Annotated in this window: 14 protein-coding genes and 1 pseudogene; 5 read left to right on the top strand and 10 right to left on the bottom strand. The window is 42.8% G+C overall.

Annotation, left to right across the window (positions count from 1 at the left end):
• Positions 1-45: 45 nt before the first annotated feature.
• Positions 46-699, bottom strand: a complete 654-nt coding sequence (locus I3257_RS14205) for an OmpA family protein (RefSeq protein WP_045444070.1) — start codon at positions 697-699, stop codon at positions 46-48.
• A 351-nt stretch (positions 700-1,050) separates the two neighbouring features.
• Between I3257_RS14205 and I3257_RS02640 the strand changes: the two genes are divergently transcribed.
• The 5 genes from I3257_RS02640 (at position 1,051) to minE (ending at position 5,905) form a co-directional block, all read left to right on the top strand.
• Positions 1,051-2,013: an acyltransferase gene (locus I3257_RS02640; RefSeq protein ID WP_109591811.1), complete on the top strand. Its 963-nt coding sequence runs from the start codon at positions 1,051-1,053 to the stop codon at positions 2,011-2,013.
• A 289-nt stretch (positions 2,014-2,302) separates the two neighbouring features.
• Positions 2,303-3,388: a hypothetical protein gene (locus I3257_RS02635; RefSeq protein WP_238048734.1), complete on the top strand. Its 1,086-nt coding sequence runs from the start codon at positions 2,303-2,305 to the stop codon at positions 3,386-3,388.
• Between the two features lie 126 nt (positions 3,389-3,514).
• The gene (gene minC / locus I3257_RS02630) at positions 3,515-4,348 is read left to right on the top strand and encodes a septum site-determining protein MinC (protein WP_238048733.1); all 834 of its coding nucleotides are present in this window, start codon (positions 3,515-3,517) and stop codon (positions 4,346-4,348) included.
• A gap of 451 nt (positions 4,349-4,799) precedes the next feature.
• Positions 4,800-5,615 (top strand): septum site-determining protein MinD, encoded by an 816-nt coding sequence (minD, locus tag I3257_RS02625; protein WP_045444058.1) that lies wholly within the window; start codon positions 4,800-4,802, stop codon positions 5,613-5,615.
• Complete coding sequence (minE, locus tag I3257_RS02620; RefSeq protein WP_055124765.1) at positions 5,615-5,905, top strand: cell division topological specificity factor MinE; 291 nt, start codon at positions 5,615-5,617, stop codon at positions 5,903-5,905. The genes minD and minE overlap by 1 nt, the downstream gene beginning before the upstream one ends.
• A gap of 95 nt (positions 5,906-6,000) precedes the next feature.
• On the opposite strand, the gene I3257_RS02615 is transcribed toward minE, so the two are convergent.
• The 9 genes and pseudogenes from I3257_RS02615 to I3257_RS02575 all read right to left on the bottom strand — a co-directional run bounded on the left by I3257_RS02615 (position 6,001) and on the right by I3257_RS02575 (position 18,697).
• A complete protein-coding gene (locus tag I3257_RS02615) occupies positions 6,001-6,528 on the bottom strand; it encodes a cytochrome b (protein WP_109591815.1) in 528 nt (175 codons plus the stop codon).
• A gap of 146 nt (positions 6,529-6,674) precedes the next feature.
• The gene (locus I3257_RS02610) at positions 6,675-7,190 is read right to left on the bottom strand and encodes a hypothetical protein (RefSeq protein WP_193009023.1); all 516 of its coding nucleotides are present in this window, start codon (positions 7,188-7,190) and stop codon (positions 6,675-6,677) included.
• 17 nt (positions 7,191-7,207) lie between these two features.
• Entirely contained in the window at positions 7,208-8,212 is a 1,005-nt protein-coding gene (locus I3257_RS02605) for a chemotaxis protein CheB (RefSeq protein ID WP_238048732.1), read from the bottom strand.
• Positions 8,202-9,173, bottom strand: coding sequence for a response regulator (locus I3257_RS02600; RefSeq protein WP_238048731.1), 972 nt, complete (start codon positions 9,171-9,173; stop codon positions 8,202-8,204). Before I3257_RS02600 ends, I3257_RS02605 begins: the two co-directional genes overlap by 11 nt.
• Positions 9,112-15,093 (bottom strand): Hpt domain-containing protein, encoded by a 5,982-nt coding sequence (locus tag I3257_RS02595; RefSeq protein WP_238048730.1) that lies wholly within the window; start codon positions 15,091-15,093, stop codon positions 9,112-9,114. The genes I3257_RS02600 and I3257_RS02595 overlap by 62 nt, the downstream gene beginning before the upstream one ends.
• A 30-nt stretch (positions 15,094-15,123) precedes the next feature.
• Positions 15,124-16,098, bottom strand: coding sequence for a CheR family methyltransferase (locus I3257_RS02590; protein WP_238048729.1), 975 nt, complete (start codon positions 16,096-16,098; stop codon positions 15,124-15,126).
• A 112-nt stretch (positions 16,099-16,210) separates the two neighbouring features.
• A pseudogene (locus tag I3257_RS02585) lies at positions 16,211-17,437 on the bottom strand (methyl-accepting chemotaxis protein); the annotation flags it as partial.
• 363 nt (positions 17,438-17,800) lie between these two features.
• Positions 17,801-18,331 (bottom strand): chemotaxis protein CheW, encoded by a 531-nt coding sequence (locus I3257_RS02580; protein ID WP_055124771.1) that lies wholly within the window; start codon positions 18,329-18,331, stop codon positions 17,801-17,803.
• Between the two features lie 3 nt (positions 18,332-18,334).
• Positions 18,335-18,697, bottom strand: a complete 363-nt coding sequence (locus I3257_RS02575) for a response regulator (RefSeq protein WP_045444033.1) — start codon at positions 18,695-18,697, stop codon at positions 18,335-18,337.
• Positions 18,698-18,943: the final 246 nt, after the last annotated feature.

Below are 18,943 nucleotides of genomic sequence, written 5' to 3'. Positions count from 1 at the left end.
CTGACCTTTTTTAACACTATAATGACAGCTAGACCATCGTATGAATTAACGTACGTTGTTTGGCGCATTGATGGTTAATTCAACACGGCGGTTTTGCTGACGACCATACTCGCTGCTGTTATCAGCAACTGGGCGAGACTCACCATAAGCGACGACATTGATACGGCTAGAAGCCACACCGCGTGCGCTTAAATAGTTCGCTACTGCGTAAGCACGATCGCGTGACAGTTTCATGTTATAAGCATCAGAACCTTTGCTATCAGTATGACCAGCAACCGTTATCGTGTTTTGGTTATACTCATTTAGCGTTGATGCAAGCTTATCAAGCGTTGGTCTAAATGATGGATTTAAAGAAGCATCATCAAATGAGAACGTGATGTTGCCTGGCATTACTAGGTCAATATTACCGTTCGCATTTGGCGTAACGGTTACACCCGTACCAGCCATTTGCTGCTCAAGCTGCTTGGCTTGACGCTCCATGTAGTAACCAACACCAGCACCCAAAGCTGCGCCAATCGCGGCATCACGACCTGTGTTATCACCACCTGTTGCTTTTGAAATTGCACCGCCGCCTAAAGCACCTGCCAATGTACCAATAGCAGTTTTGTTCAAGCGTTGTTGTCCAGTGTTTGGATCAGTAGCACAACCGCTAAGAGCTAGACCTGACGCTACTGCTGCAATCATTAATGTATTACGCATAATATTTCCTCTTAAGTTTAAAAAATTATAGACAAAGTGTGCTTTTTATAAATATTTTCTGTTAATTCCATCTACATGCTTAATATACACTCGTCATTATTATGGCAATTACAATCTAATCATGTGTAATATTTTGTCACACCTGTGTATGAGAAGTGCAGAATGATTTAATGAGGCTTTCACAATGACTGGATACCTTTGTGTTCTCACTGTTAACTACCCATTAGCGCAAGGTGTTATCACAAGTCACGTTTACACTCGTACACTCTGAACCGTTTCTGCTAAAATTGTGCAATAAAACTGGCAATGAATCATTTATATACTAATAAGACTGACCGAAAAGGATTTAGCATGCGATTGACATCTACTATTCGAAAAATACACGAACGCAACCCTAAATTAGGCAAAGCCGTTTCACTTGCGACAGCGACTGGGGTTATTGCAGCCAACAGCTTCGGTGGTAGTATTCCCTTATGGTTAATGGGTGTCGGCAAAGTCATCACTGGTGCTCCTATCGCAGACAAAGCGGTCATCAAAATCGCGACTTATTGGATCAGTAGCAACAGTGCCTTGATCGATGACATGTTGCCACGTAAAGATTGGCGCATCAGCTTACCCGATGACGTTCACATCAATGGCAAATATTTGCTGGTCAGCAACCATCAGTCTTGGGTCGATACCAGTATCGTGCAGTACATTAGTGAAAAACGCTTGCCATTGACACGGTTTTTTACCAAATTTGAATTGATTTACATTCCGATTGTGGGTCAAGCCTTTTACTTTTTAGACTTCCCAATGATGCGTCGGCATTCTAAAGAAGCCGTCGCTAAAAACCCTGCTCTACAAGGCAAAGACATCGAAGAAGCCAAACGCGCCTGTGCCCTGTTAAAAGACAAACCTTTTACTTTGTTAAATTACTTAGAAGGTACGCGTTTCACCAAAGCCAAACATGCAAAGCAACAGTCTCCTTATACGCATTTATTGAAGCCACGGGCAGGCGGCCTATCTTTAGCCATTAACGCGCTAGGCGAAGACATCGATGGCATGCTAGATATGACCATCGTTTATCCTGATGGTGTGCCAAGTTATAGTGATTTGTGGAAAGGTAACATCAAGCGTTTGGGCGTCGATGTGCGTTATATTGAGATGCCTGATGCATTATTTAACGGTATTAAAAATGGTGGTTACGAAAATGATGACGCGGTAAAATCTCAAATGTTTGATTGGGTAGAGCAAATTTGGCAGCAAAAAGATCAGCGTATTACTGATATGTTGGCTGAGTTTGAAACAAACCCTAAAGCTCCGAATGCTTAGAGACATCGTTAACAGAGCAACGGCATACAACAGTGAATTACTTTAAGTCGTTTTAAAACTACGATTGAGCGCTGTTGTTTAAAATGCCGATTCGTAAATGCTGACTGTAAACCCCAACTCATAAATGATAATGCGTAATTATAATGAAAGATGGGTTGTTTTTTGGCTCTATTCATTGATAATGTGAATAGTCATGAGCCCATGACTTTTTGACCGTTAGTGACTTGATAGCCCTGTACTATTTGAGCCGCTTATTTTTCGTGCTATTTATCATTTATAAGGTTTGACTGTGCCCGCTTCCTCTTCTACTAGCCTGCCTCTAGACTCAGCGCCTGTATCCAATCAGCCGCCTGATAATACGCTGCCACCGCCAAACCGACCAACGCCAAATCGCTTAAAACTCACTTACGACATCGTGATGATTATTGCCATCAGTATCGATCTATTATTGATTAGTATTGATGCTATCTTAATGAGTAGCTTTAGTAGCAATGCCGCAGGATGGCTAAGTATTAGCAATGCTCTCAGTTGGTATCAAAATACCTTACATGAGCCTTTACGTACCGCTGGTGGATTTTTTACCCTATTTTTGATCTTTGAGCTACTGCTACGTTGGGCGATTGCGATTAAACAAAACGTCTACTATCGCTGGTTCTTTTTTCCTTTTGTCCATTGGTATGAAGTATTGGGGTGCTTTCCGCAGCTGCGTGCCTTACGTTTATTCCGAGCGGTCATCATTGGGCGACGCTTATACCAGCTTGGTTACCAAGTGCTGCCGCAGCCATGGATCAATCGGATTAGGTTCTATATCGACTTATTATTAGAAGAGCTGTCCGACCGCGTCATATTGACAACTATCCAAAACTTTCGGCAGCAACTGACCGATCCTAAAACGCATAAATCTTTTATTGAATCAACGATAACTCGTAATCGTAACGAGATTGAGGCAGCAGTGCTGTCGATACTGCGCACAGAGCTAGCACCAAAACTGCAGGAGTTGACGGCAGCATCAGGTGGCGGCAGTATATTAGCCAGCGAGATGGGCAATGCTATTGAAGAGGGTTTGGCCAATACGCCTGAGCTGCGTCGCTACCTACGCATGATACCGATTGCCGGTAGCTTGATTGAATCACAGTTGCAACACGTCGGGCACAATATAGGCGAAAATGTCGTTTACGCACTCAATAAACGCCTTCTAGACCCTGAACGCCTCGATTCATTGATGGTAGCAATTGCCAATGGCATTGCCAGTATCGATACGGATAATACTGCGTTAGATACCTTGATTTCGAGTATCATTGATGACAGTTTGACAGAATTTGAAGCGCAGGTAAAAGTGCAGCAGTGGAAGCATCAAGAGATGCTTCATCTATAATTCATACTGCTAATAGCACGCCATACCTAAAAAACATTAGGCTTAGCAAGCAAATGAATGGTATGACTCGATAATAAAAACAACACCGTGGATACAGCGACAGAATTATCTCTTGAGGATTTATATATGACAGTTTCAGACAACGACAGCCAAGGCTCGAGCGCCGCGCCAGCATTACCAGCGTTGGCATTTTATGGCAAGATGCTGACTTTTTCACGTTTGCAATTTAGCACAGATGATTTAAGTGCGATAGACGCCCAGCTTGCCGCAACGCTTAGTAATAAATCTAGCAATATCCCGATCCTTATCGATAGCGAGGTTGAACAAGATCTCTCAGCATTGGTAGAGCTTTTATGGTCGTGGGGCTTACAGCCTATTGGCGTCGTGACTGGCACACTAGATGCGCAAGCCCGTGAACAGCGATTGGCCATCTTCCCTGCTGATGGCAAACGTATTGAGCGTATTTTACCTAGCAAGAAAGCTGCAACGCAAGTAAGTAAAGCTCCCGATCATAAACATACAGAATCAACCAGTAACAATGATACTGCAGCCATCAACGAGTCAAATACAGAAACAACGATAGCAACCACCACAGCAGAGACATTGGTGAGCGCTGAGCATATTACTAGCCTAATTTACGATCAAATGCTACGTTCAGGACAAAGCCTGAATCACGTGGGCGGTGATTTGATTTTGACCAATAGTGTCAATAGCGGCGCGGAAGCGATTACCGATAATAGCTTGCACGTTTACGGTCGTGCCCAAGGGCGCTTGGTTGCTGGCGCTACTGGTGACAAAGATGCCCGTATTTTTTGTCAAGTTTTTAACCCTTCTTTGGTGTCAGTGGCGGGAACTTATTGCTTACGAGACAACTTACCTGAGCACGTGATTGACAAATCTGTACAAGTAAGTTTTGTAGAAGGTGAAGGCTTAGTATTTACGGTAATGGATGACGCTTAAATTCTTTTACCGTTAAGAACGATAAATTCATTCATGATTTTTATAAATGTAAACAGGCTAAGCCGATTTTCATCATACATGACGCTTATTAAAAAACGTTTATTAGAAAATCTCAACAGTAGACGTTTAGACAGCGCACTTAATATTATAGTAAGTTTATTTAACAAAACTGTTCTATGATGAATCGCTAGCTCTGCCACTATCTACACTACTCGTCAGCGTCTATTTTATTATTCACAATAGGCAATATTGACCAGCAAATTCTAGGTAGCACCGCTTTGTGATCCATATATAAGCTGTTTTTCTGCTTTACTATGGACGTGCTATAAATTTTTGTTTATTTATGCTAGGCTACCTTCGCAGGTAGTGTATATATAGCATGTGAATAATGTGCAATTGCGCTATTTTTTTATATAAAAGATATCCCATTGATTCATAGGAGTGTGCCATTGTGGCGAAGATAGTTGTAATCACTTCAGGTAAAGGCGGTGTGGGCAAAACCACGACAAGTGCCTCTTTTGCCGCAGGTTTAGCATTGCGTGGCTATAAGACAGTCGTTATCGATTTTGATGTGGGTCTACGTAATCTAGACTTAATCATGGGTTGTGAAAACCGAATTGTTTATGATTTTGTTGATGTCATCACTGGTAGCGCACGCTTGTCGCAAGCACTGGTCAAAGACAAACAGCTTGAAAACTTGTATATCCTACCCGCCAGTCAAACGCGTGATAAAGACGCCCTGACAGACGAAGGGGTGGCAGAGGTTATGTCTGAGCTGTCTAAGCAGTTCGACTATATTATCTGTGATTCACCAGCTGGTATTGAGCGCGGTGCACAACTCGCCATGTATCATGCTGATGAAGCAATCATCGTCACCAACCCTGAGATTTCTTCAGTGCGTGACTCAGACCGTATTATCGGTATCTTGCAAAGCCAGACCAAAAAGGTTGAAGAAAACCAAGGCTCTGTACGTGAGCATTTGATTATTACTCGTTATAATGCTGAGCGTGCAGCAGCCAACGAGATGATGGACATTGATACTATTTCAAATGATATCCTAAAAGTTCCGTTACTTGGGGTTGTTCCTGAAAGTCACTCAGTGCTTGAAGCATCTAACCATGGTGAGCCAGTTATTCATTATACCGATTCAGTTGCTGGTCAATGTTATGATGACATCGTCGCCCGCTTCTTAGGTGAAGAACGCCCACTACGTCATATTGACGTGAAGAAAAAGAGTCTATTACAGCGCTGGTTTGGAGGTCAATGATGACGAAGAAAAAAGGATTTTGGAGTAGCCTATTTGGTACTGACGACAGTGGTAGCGCAGGTAGCGCTAATATGGCTACTGAGCGTCTTAAGGTTATCGTTGCGAGCGAAAATCGCTTAAACAACCGCTTAACAGCTGATCGTATCGAAAAAATGAAACGTGAGATTTTAGAAGTGGTCAACAAATACGTCAATGGCGTACAGATTGATGATGTGAATATCAATCATCGTTCTGAGGACAGCCTAGACGTATTAGAGATGAATATCAGTCTACCTGAACACAAAAAATAAGCGCTGTCTTAGAAAAACAAAAAAGCCCTAAGTATCATAACTTAGGGCTTTTTTATATTGCATGAAATAGTAAGTTTACCTATAGCAGCCTACTATTATTTTATACGCGCTATCAAATTGTCTTTTTTGACAAACTGATGATATAGAGCAGCACCGATATGAATAAGTGTAAAGGCAATAATGGTCGGCCAAATAATATCAGTATGCAGGTCATTATAAAAGCGTGCCAACCCTCTATCTGGTGTAACAAATACAGGGATTTGAAACAAGCCAAAAATATCGACGGGGCGTCCACCATAAACGGACATCAGCAAACCAGCTATTGGCATTGCAATTAATAAGGCATATAAGCCAAAATGCGACAGTTTAGAGGCTAATAACTGCCACTTTGGCATCGGTACAGGTGGCGGCGCCTTAATAAATACACGATTAAGCACCCGTGCTATCATCCAACATAACAAACTAATACCAAACGCTTTATGCAACCCAATATAAAGATTGTTATCCAGATTATCGTACAACAGAATCATTATCCACGTAACCAACAGTAAAACGGCACTGATCCAGTGAAATATCCGGCTGCTAACTGGCCACTTTGACACATTTGAATTGGTACTATTCATGAGCTGTCCTATTACCCTCATCACTAATTATCTATCATCAATGTTATAGACAAAACAACCACTCATTCAACGATTAGCAATCATCAAAGTAATTGGGTAACCCTATTTCTCTGATAGTGAAAAATAACCCTGATATAAGCGAGAAGCTAACTGTCTAAATCGACCAATTGATGCGCAATTTTGTCTAAGTCGGGCACCAAATAAGCTTTATCATCGATCATAACCGTTTGAAAAAGATAGGATAGCATAACGTTTTCATCAAAAGGTAGGGCTGTTTTGTCGCTGTCTATATTATCGGCATGCTTAGGGCTGTTAAATTGCTCAGGAACGTCAATATCTTTGACCTCAGAAATACGCACTTGTCGGTGGTGCAGCTCGCCTGCCGTTTGTAAAGCTAAGCGATGATCGGTAGTATTACCCTCTAATACAATCATGGTATCTGGCATTTGATCCTGTGGTAGCAGATGACATACCACTACCTTTTGCTGCTGCCATTCATAGGTTGCCGTGCGCTCATTATAATCATCCACACTCAAAATCAGGCTGCTTGGAATAAGCCAGTCAGGTTGGTCAAATGCTGGCACAATAGTGACATCAAGCATACCGTTATTTGTGGTCAGTAAACTCACTGCCTCAAACGAATGTTTCAAAATTTGTTTCATACATCGCTCACAATCAGTTAATGCAAAGAGGCTACTACTAATCTTTCATCAATATAGTCTGTTAGTTTTTGTGCTAAATCGGCTGGACTGCCAATAAAACCACAATACCCTGAATCAATAATCGCCTGAGGTTGACTTGGGCAAGCGCTTAAGCTGGGATCTTGTACCCACAATTGACTGTTATTTTCTTGAATGAGATCCAGATACTGCGAACCATCATTACCCATGCCGGAAAATATAATATTGATAAGCTCGCTACCATAAACGTCGCTGGTGTTTTTGAGAATCTGACCAATCGCGGGCTTATACTCACCCTCCCAAGCTTGCTCTAGTAATATGACTCGACCGGTAGAGTCACAAACAATCTGTTTATCAATAGGAGCTATAAGACACTGGCCTGCTCTTAAACGCTGCGAAGAAGTAATCACCTGACAATGCCAGTCATTATGGCGATTCAGGATGCGTGGCAGTGTGCCAATCATCGTTTTATTAAAATGGTGCGCCAGCAAAATACATACCGGTAGCGTCGCCGACAAGTTATCCAAAAATTCTTTTATAGCACTCGGCCCGCCCATAGAAGCACCCAAAAATACCACGTAGCGCCAGTCTACATCAGCATTATCAGGTTTGTGCACGGGTGCATCCATTAAAACGGGTAATGCCAGCATATGTGCCAGCTTACGCTTTAATTTGCGCTGCCATTTCGCATATTGCGGCGCTTCATTTAGGTAAGGTGCTTGACTAAAACCCACCAACACCGCAGCAGGTTTAGATGCCGTGGTCGCGGCTACCACACTGTCGTCGTAATCACTATCTATTAGCCAGATGTCAATCGAGGTATCAGAGCGCCCCTGTTTTTCTTGCAGTTGCGCCCGTGACATACAGCCAACAAGGCTAAAACCACAACTGCGTACAGTATCTGAAAAGGCCATACGCTGATGATGGTCTTCTGCCACTACCATCACCTTAATATCATCCTTGTTTTTTCCTCTTAGCGCCAAGACACGTGCATTATCCTTCATAAGTTAAGCTGACCTTTTGACCCAGTATGTGCTGGATTTTATTAAGTAGCTCTTGTTCTTGGAATGGCTTACCCATGTAATCATTCACACCAATTTCCAGTGCACGCTCACGATGCTTTTCACCTGTACGTGATGTGATCATGATGATTGGGATATGTTGTAAGCGCTTGCTGTGTCTCACTTGAGTAGCCACCTCGAAACCATCCATGCGTGGCATCTCAATGTCGAGCAATATCATGTCTGGTATCATGTCTTGTAATATCTCAATCGCATCGATACCATCTTTTGCCACCGCCACAGTAAACCCTTGGCGCTCTAAGAAACGTGACGTCACTTTACGTACGGTAACAGAGTCATCAACCACTAAAATAGTAGACTTAAACTCTAAACGACTCCGTTTAGAATCAGCAGATTGCGAGATATTTTTGACCAACTGCGCATTACGCATCAAAGCAATCAGGTCTAAGATAAGCATTACTGAACCATCGCCCATGATAGTCGCTGCTGAAATACCTGGTAGATTCGATAACTGTTGTCCTAGAGGTTTGACCACGACTTCAATACGTGACCCTGCAATCTGATCAACCTGCAATGCAATATTTTGTCCGCTACGATTCTTAATGATAATGAGTGGCAAACTGGTATTGGTATTAACGACCAGCTCATTCAGCTCATTGCCTGACAAAATCTCATTTAAATAACGCACTCGATAATCAACATCTTCAAAGTTCAACGTTGCATCGCCTGACTGATAATAGTCATAAAGCTTCTCTGGATTAATCCTTACCACACGCTCAATCTGTACCAAAGGTATCGCATAATAGCGATCCGCGGCACGCACAACCAATGCATCAGATACCGCAACCGTCAGTGGTAAGCGCATCGTAAAGCGTGAGCCTTTACCCAGCTCTGAGACAACCGATACAGCGCCACCTAATTGACGAATCTCGCTGATGACCACGTCCAGAAATCTGCGTCACTTGCTTACTGGTACTCAATCCAGCATGGAAAATATACTGCATGATATCAAGATCAGTTAGGCTATTATCATTTGCATCAATCAAGCCTTGAGAAATGGCTTTGTTACGAACGGCTTCTACATCGATGCCGCGACCGTCATCTATTAACTGAATGACAATCTCACTACCTTCTCGATTTACCTCAAGAGTAATACGCCCACTACGCTCTTTACCTGCTTTTAAACGCGTTGAGGTATTTTCGATACCATGATCGACGGCGTTACGGAGCATATGTTCAAGCGGTGAAGTGATGCGCTCTAGAATGGTTCTATCCATCTCATCATCGGCATTGATGATCGTTAATTCAACAGATTTATTCAGCTCATTGGCAGTTTGTCGTACGATACGCTCAAGACGTGGCGTTAAGCGCGTAAACGGCACCATACGTGAATTCATAAGCCCATCTTGTAACTCGGTCTGTGTACGAGACAGCTGTAATAAAAGGCTTTCACTGTCTCGTGTTTTTTCTAATAGAGTATGATTAATATCAATCAAATCTGAGGCTGACTCTGTCAAAGATTTGGATAACTGATTTAAAGAAGAATATTGATCCATCTCTAGAGGGTCAAACCCTTCATGATTAATCAGCTCATCGTCTATCTGCGACAAGATCTGCGCCTCAAGCTCGATTTCCATTCGACGTAACTGATCAGCCAAGCGCTGTACCGTAATACCCATATCTTCGATACTATTGGTCAAGCTACTCATGCCCATATCGATACGAGCACGGTTGATGGCTGACTCACCAGACAGGTTAATCATATGCTCGATCAAACCACCTGAGATACGAATCATCTCATTATTATTGGCACTCTGATCTTCCTCACCCGTACTGCTGAGCATAGAAGGCATCTCGCTAATATCTTTTGCCAGATACTGTGAGTCTTGCTGCTCTCTAGCAATAAAGAGCGCTTCATGCTGCGATTGTAGGGATTCTTTAGGAATTTGCTTTAGGCTGTCAGGGTTTTTACTAAATTGCTGCAATGCCTCAATCAATAGCGCAGGCGTCGGTGGATTGACATGTTGTCTAAGGATAGAGATCGCATCAGCAAGCCAGTCATGACTGGCAACCAGCAACTCCAATACTTTTTTGGTAGCAGGACGACGATTATCTACAAAATCTGTATAAACCGATTCCATTTCATGTGCCAGATCAGCGATACCAGCTGCGGTGACCATTCGTGCGCCACCTTTGATGGTATGCAAATCACGCTGCAATGCCTGTAATGCTGTCGTATTATTGGTATCTTTTAAGAACAGTTGCAGATACTTATTACGATTGGTGAGCTCTTCAGCTTCTTCTAAAAACACCGACAATATATCAGGATCTGGCAAACCATTCGCCCATGACTGTTTAATCATCATGTCTAGGCTCAAGGTATCAGATACGTCAGCGCTGAGGTGAGCGTTGTTAGCCACCCTATTTTGTGCTTCAGGTTCGAAGTGGGTTTTCGGAATAGGTATGATTAGCTCTACCGTTTCTGGCAAGGCTTGGGCTTTTACAAACTGTTGTAGTTGCTCAATCAGCGCTGAGGCAAAAAATGATTTTTTATGATTTACGATATGCAGTACTTGCAACGACATTGTGTCTTGCACTATTTGCATTATTTCAAGCCATTGTGCTGTCGGTATTCTTCTATTCTCTACAAATGCTTCATAGACACTTTCAGCTTCATGGGTCAGATCACCAATACTACGAATACCTGCCATTCGCGCACCACCTTTGATAGTGTGCAGATGGCGCTGTAAAACTTTTAACGCATTTATATTGCTTATATCAGTACGCCACTTATTAAAACTCTCATCCAGCGCGGCATCGAGCTCTTGAGCTTCTTCTAAAAATATCTCTAATAGCTCAGCATCAGTATCAATAGATTCAAGCTGTAGCTCAGGTGCTGCAACGGCTCTCACGACAAAGATACCCTCATCACCATTGCTATCATCGTCTTGGTAAATACGTTGTAGATCTTCAATAACTTGTTGATCAATCTTCAATGACGTGCTACCAGCCAATGCATCGAACAAACCAACCAGTTGAGCATGACCAGCGTGTAAAACCGACTGGGTATCGATATTTCTTGCTGTATCAATATTATCACTCAAATAGGCATAAGCGTGACCCAACTCATTGAGAATAAAAGTGAATTTTGGAAACGCTTTTGCTTTATTGGCTAAGTAAGCTATTTGCGATATTTGCTGCGATATATAGCCCTGAACATGTGCTGTCTCAGAGTGATTAAGTGCGTCATCTAATTCCCACTCAGCATCCAATAGTTCATCAATATTATTATCCAACAACTGCTCTATCGTTGGTTTGTTATCAGCCGTGACCTTATCATCGCTAATGACGTATTGATCACCAAGCATGGCTTGCAATGAGGCTATGTCTTGCTGACTTTGTGCATCTTCGATCGATATATTTTGCGGCTGAACGTTTTGCTTGTAGTTGTTTAAATAACCGTCCATTAGCGTAGCAGACTTCGCCAATGCTTCTAGATGTTGAGCATTCATCGCAGTATCTTGCTGCTGTAGTAGCTCTAAGCTATGCTCTATCGTTGCGCTAACCTCGCTGATCGCTGCTAAAGCGCTAGAACCTGAAGCCCCTCGCAAGGTATGGAATGCGCGTACAATCTCATCCGTCACTTCAATATAAGACTGATCTTGATGCTCATCAACGAATTGGTCAATATCTTGCAACAGTCCTTCTGCTTCGTCGATAAAAATCTCACAAAACATTTTTTCTTCTTCGCTTTGCGGTGCTAAATAAATAGGCGCTTCTGCTATCATTTCATTGACAGAATTAATCGTCTGCAGCGTGGTATCTATCGCTGTATTAAGATTATCTTGGGTCGGGCTATGCTCATCAATAGCAGGCGATAGTACTGACGCTTGGATGGTCTCATCCTCAGAACTATTTGATGCTTGCTCATACAAGGCAGAATAGCTAAATTCGTCCCCTTGCTGTTTGCTGTAGGCATTGGCGCATGCGATCCATAAAGGCACCATCACCGGATAGTTTTGGCTGTCATTTTCAAATACTGTTAGCATCGCAGGATAGGCAGCTAGCACATCCGCAATAAGCTGACGCATATCTGTTGAGACAGTCACACTATGATCCAAAATGCGATTAAGCATATTTTCTATAGCCCAAGCCAGCTCAGCCGTATAATTTGCACCGACCATACGACCGGAACCTTTTAAGGTATGGAACCCACGACGAATATCCACCAATCCGCTTAAGTCAGCTGGCAATAATCGCCAATCTTCATATAAAGGTACAATCTCAGCCAATACTTCATCAGCTTCTTCTAAAAATATCTCTTTAATATCAGGATCGGCATCATGAGCATCTGCCGCTAGCTGCTCGGTTTCTTGCATAAAGGGTTTGAGTATCGCTGGAATATCAATAGCAGATAAGTAAGCAACAGCAGTGCTCTTTTTACTATCAGCAGTTGTCTCGTTTGACTCATTGCTCATGTCGAGAGCACTTAGCAATTCAGCATCATCATCAAATGGTTGCGATAGTTCTAATGCTGAGTCTGAATCAGCAGTGACAGCATCTAATATGGTCAGCCCAGCATTGATAGGTTGCTGTGTCATGAGATTATGGCTTTGTAGAATAGTGACAGCAGGATCAAAGCTTGGAGATTGTTGCGCTTCAAAATCTATCACTAATGCTGGTAGCCGTTTTGCCGTATCCATCACCAGATTTACGACGTCATCTGTGACAGGCAGCGTTTTATCTAACAGACGATTGAGCAGATTTTCGATTGACCATGCCATCTCGCTGATGCTAAAAGCCCCAACCATACGTCCTGAGCCTTTTAAGGTATGGAACCCTCTACGCACTTCAGTGAGTGGGGTTAAATCCTTTGAGTCTTGCTGCCAGATAGGTAAAAAGTCTTCTAAATCAGCAATGACTTCCGTCACCTCTTCGATAAAGATGTCACGAATCTCTGCGTCCATCTCAAAATTATCAGGCTTAACTTGTTCACGAGCACGCGTTAATGGTTCACTCTCGGTACTATCATCATCAGCCGCATCTTGCCCTACCACACGCTCATTATCTACATCAGTCAAAGCTTGGTTAGCAACATCATTTTGACTATTAGCAGGAGCAATCTCGCCACTATCATCGTAACGCAATACGTTGGTCGCTACAGATTTTTGGGTAAGGAAAGTGTCTTTAATGGTCTCTGGCGATGCAATATAATGAGTAAGAAGTTGGGCGGCAGTCGCAGTATACTCATTTGCCCGCATTAATAGCTGCGGGTCAAAAACCTGCTGCGCAAGGTAGTCAAGCAACAATTCAATAGACGTTAGTCCTTCAGCCAATGCCTGAGTCACATCCCAACTGAGTACGTCAATCTCATGAATGGTCAATTGTGTAAATATACTTGCCATATCATTCATGGTTTGACGAATTGATGGCAATCCCATGTCGGCAAAAGCATCGCCAATATCGGTAAAATCAGCAGCAATGGGCAGTAAGTCAATGTCTTGACGCTGTACATATTCATGGAAGCTTTGTTTGACATCTTCTACCGCGATGCGCAGCTCACGTAAACTTCCACCAACAGAAGCTGTCGCAAGACTTTCTTCCGACTGCGTTTCAATACCTTCAAACGTTGCAGACAATGTCGTAAAAGAAGCAGCATCCCCTATCTTGAGAGATATCGTCTGTTCAGTATGATAGATAGCGTTATATAGCTCTTGAAGCTGACGCTCAATCTGCCATTGTTCTTGTGCAAATCCTGTTTCTGATGATAGAGCCTGCTCTATGTCTGTAACAATTTCATGTATTTGCGACACGTAATAAGTCCAACCTCGACCTTCGAGTTGACTTTGTATTTTCTGTAAAGGAACAAGAAGCGTGTCTGGCTTATCCAAAGTAAAGATAAGTGTCTCAAGCTCACTGAGTATACGTGGTAAAAAGCGTGATCCCGTTGACGACGTTTGCGACAAATTATTTAGAAGTGACAGAGTGCGCTTGCTACTTTGAGCAAGGCTATTTAGTTCGATATACACCCTTATGATTAAGCTTCGAATAACGCTTGATGACAACTCAGCTTGCTGAGTGCGAGACTCTATTACTTGATCCAGCTGACTTAGCAATGACGCATAATGCTCAGGTAATGGGGTGTCATTATGAGCAAGGTCATTTAGCCACAGTTCCGTTAAGTACCAAAGGCGTTGTAAGTCATCATGTTGAGTGGTCTGCCATAAGTATTGGCTGACTCTTTCTAGTGTAGTCAATAAGGACGGTTGATTGGTATTAGCACTCAATAATGCTTGTACTTGCTGTCGCCAAACCAGTAATAATTGTTGATAGTGATAATCAGCTAAATGCGTCGCCGTTCTATTCGCCGGCATCATCACTTCGATGCTATTGATACCATCGATAATATGATCATCGATAGCATGATTATTTAGATTATTATGCTGAGTATTCGCCAAGCTGACCGAGATATCTGGCGCTACCCCCAGTTTCGCTAGCGCTTGAGTAAGCTCGTCAGCAGCATTATCAATTAAAATGGTGTTGTGATTACCCATACCTGCGTATTGATTCAATTCACGCTGTAGCAAGCGATGAGAAAACTGACCAATGCGGCGGTCGTTAGCAGAAATACGCTCGCGACTGCTCACATCTGCCAGCAAGCTCAGTTTATTAGCAAGATTTGCTAATAAACTGAGGCGAATCATCGTTAGCGCGCCGCCAACCTGATGATAATGTTGCACCATCTGATCATAATCAGTGCTATCAGCGTCTAACTGCCAGCCATCAGATATCTGTGATAATTGCTGATTAAACAGTGGTAATAACCACTCAAGCGTCACTATGTCATTGGGCTGGTTTTTCATAGGGTTATCCTAACTTGTCTAGGCACTAATCTAGACATTAATTTTTTGCCACACATTAACCTGTGGGTGCGCAATACGGCGCATATTTGAAGGACGCCAAAACAACGCCTCACCTGGAGCCAATATAATATATCCACCTAACGCACACTGCTCTGATAGCCTTGCCAAAATATCACGCTGATCAAACTTGCGAAAATATAGCAGCATATTTTGACAGATAATGACATGCTGAAGGTGCGAAGTGGGTGGTTTTTGCTCAATAATATTGTGTAAAGCGAAGCTAACATAGCGTCGTAGCATTGGCGCAATCTGCCAGTCGGTCTGAGTGCCAGTCATCGCCTTTTTTGCGGTAGACACCTTATAAAAATGCGATTGACTGATATCACACTTAGCTCGCAATGACTGAACGAACTGCTGGCACAGGTCTGGAATTAACGTCTGCTGCCGCTTATCATACTGCCCTAGTCGTGCTTTTGTAATGGCTTGTTGGCTAACATCTGTACCCAATATCGTATAATTAATCAATTGTTCAGAAGCCAAGCTCATCGCCAATGACCATGTTTCTTGCCCACTGGCACAACCAACACTCCAAATGCGAAATAAATCATTAGCATCATTGTTGTGACCACGATCAGTACTAGTAGCAGTAAGCTGCTGGCGCTGATGCTGTAATGCACACTTTGTGACAAAATCGATAGAAGGCATATGGCGAAAAAAACGACTTTCGTGAATCAGTACTTTATCCAATAACTGCTGGCGTACTTCATCGTTTTTTGGTAGTTGACACCACAGCTTTTCAACTGTCAATCCATGTGATAATGCCGTGTGTTCAATCGCATTTATCAACCATTGCAGCTGGACATTGGGTAGAACGAAACCAATCTCTTGTTCTATATATCGCTGCCACTGCTGCACATCAAAACTGTCTGCCTGCAGCAAACCCTTAATCAACGAGGGCTTGACTGCTTTGATGGAATTGCTGTCTGGTTGAGTAAAATTATTCACGTCACCTGCTATAGTCACTGCTGCAAATCATCGTATCTGCACAGCATATTATTAACACATTAATTTAAAGACGGTCAGTGGTCTAACACCTACTTGACGTTAACACTTGTCATTACACACTTGCTGATAACGCTTCTTCGGTGTCCAACATCTCGTTTTCTAGTAGCTCATCATCGTTCGACACTTTAAAACCAGTGACTGACTCTTGCAATGCTGCAGCCATTTCGCTCAACTCACCAATAGAGCGCGCGGTTGCCATTGTGCCAGAAGAGGTCTGTGAGGTAATATCTTGAATAATATTCATCGTATGAGAGATGTGACCAGCAGATTCTGCCTGCTGCAAAGCGGCGTTTGAGATGTTTTGAATCAAGTCAGCCAAGGTATTAGAAACGCTCTGCACTTCTTCTAGGGCTTCACCAGCATCTTTTGCCAAGCGTGCACCGCGCACAACTTCAGAGGTCGTCGATTCCATTGACATAACGGCTTCGTTGGTATCTGCCTGAATGGTTTTCACCAAGGTTTCAATCTGTTTGGTAGCGTTAGCTGAACGCTCAGCAAGACGTTGGACTTCATCAGCAACGACCGCAAAGCCTCGACCGGCCTCACCTGCCATCGATGCCTGAATAGCAGCATTCAATGCCAAAACGTTGGTCTGGTCAGCAATATCATTAATCAAACCAACGATATCACCAATTTCTTGCGAAGACTCACCAAGACGCTTGATACGTTTTGAGGTCTCTTGAATCTGATCACGAATCACGTTCATACCTTCAATAGAGCGCTGTACAACTTCCGCTCCATTATGAGAGATAGCTACTGAGCGCTGAGCAACAGTCGCTGATTCTGAAGCGTTGTTCGAAACTTGGTCAATCGATACTGTCATCTCATTAATAGCCGCTGATACACCAGCAATTTCTTGTGCTTGGTGCTCAGATGCTTCAGCAAGTTCGACTGCATTCATCTGTGTTTGGTCTGAAGACTGCGAAACGCGGTCAGCCGTGTTGTTAATAACCAAAACCAATTGACGTAATTGGTCAATCGCAAAGTTCACTGAGTCAGCAATTGCCCCAGTAAAATCTTCTGATACGGTGGCATTAACCGTCAAATCACCTTCTGCTAAATCACCCAATTCATCAAGTAAACGTAGAATAGCAATCTGGTTACGTTCGTTTTCTTCTTGAATTTGACGCGCTCGCTCAGATTCCGCTTCTGCTTCCTGACGACGACGCAAGGTTTCTTTTTCAATGAGTAGGCGCTCTGATCCCCCACGCTGCTTCAGTAACTGATACAGAGCAAAGAGGATGCCTAATACCCCTACGACAAATATAATCGCTGGTAAAGTAACGGATTGATTAAAATCAGCCAAGTACTGACTTACTGACGATAACGAATTGACCAGCCAAATCAGGCAGGCCACACTTATTAGCACAAAAAACCCTAACAATAACTTCCACTTGCTATTAGCGTCCTTGCCATCTGTTGTATTGGTCGTACCAGCTACAGGTTTCTTTATAACATCACTCATCGTACGTATTCCTTTCAAACAATCATCAAAGTCTCATCGTGACTGACTTTGACAATCTTATTGTTATAAAAACAACAGTGATTAGCAAAGCCTGTATGAATACTGACACCCAACCGTATCATGTCATTCGCTATTATTTCGTCATCGTTATAGCAGCCAGATAGCTGTTATCGACTGCTATATTGCAGCATCGGTATACTGCAAGTCTTGTGCGAGCAGGCTTGGCATAAAAACATACCAATCTTGCTCATTTTTAAAGAACTTACCATGATTATAAGGAGCAAAGGGCGAATTAGGCTCTATAGCTTCGGCACGGTATTGATCATGCGTAAATTGTTCAATCCCAATAACTTGATCCACTAACAGTCCTGAAAAGAGATTGTCATGTTCAATGACAATGACTTTTCGTTGGCTCATTTGCGTTAAACGACTAGGAACCTGTAGAAACTGAGACAAATCGGTGATTGGCAATAGGCGTCCGCGAATATTGGCGATGCCTAGCATCCAAGGCTTCACTAGAGGCAAGCTGGTATACTCTGGCATGGCCAATACTTCTGATACTTGACCCATCGGTGCAACTAACCGCTGTCCGCCAATCTCGAATACCACACCTTGCCAGTCATACTCTTGTCCACCGCGGCGACCACTTTTGCGCGCGCGTGCCAAGTCTGCTAAACGCAGAAGCTCAATAAACCCTCTGGAAGCCACAATCTACTCCATTACTTTACGAATGATATTAACCAATCCATTTTCGTCAACGGGCTTTGCCATATACTCTTTAGCGCCTTGGCGTTTTCCCCAAACTCGATCGGTTTCCTGATTTTTGGTACTGATCATAATCACTGGAATATGCGCGGTGGTTTTACCTCGAGTAATTTTGCGAGTGGCCTGAAAACCGTTCATCTCAGGCATAACCACGTCCATTAAAATGACATCTGGTAAGTGATCAATCGCCATCTGGCAACCTTGCTCACCATTTATGGCCTCTAATACTTTAAAATTATGTCTGGCAAGCATGTCGCGAAATTTCGCCATCTCAGATGGTGAGTCGTCAATGACTAAAACTGTAGTCATAGGAATTTCCTTTATTTTCGAAAGTATCCATAAGGATATGTTGTTATATTATTGAGACAATCCGACTGAAAGTAGCACGCCAACCATGAATGGCAGCGCAACTCTCTTAACAGTTTCGATTAAATATTGAGCAATTATTAGTAATATTTTATCAATACTAAATCTCTTAACCGTAATGCCTAGCCTAATTTATCTGACTCTATATAAAGCATAGCTATGCATAAATCATACCAACTTGTAAGACGA

The organism is Psychrobacter sp. Ps7 (genome assembly GCF_022129225.1).
In the GTDB taxonomy this organism is placed as follows: Bacteria; Pseudomonadota; Gammaproteobacteria; order Pseudomonadales; family Moraxellaceae; genus Psychrobacter; species Psychrobacter immobilis_A.
The sequence above is the reverse complement of the archived record's forward strand: the minus strand, read 5'-3'. Positions and strand labels throughout refer to the sequence as shown.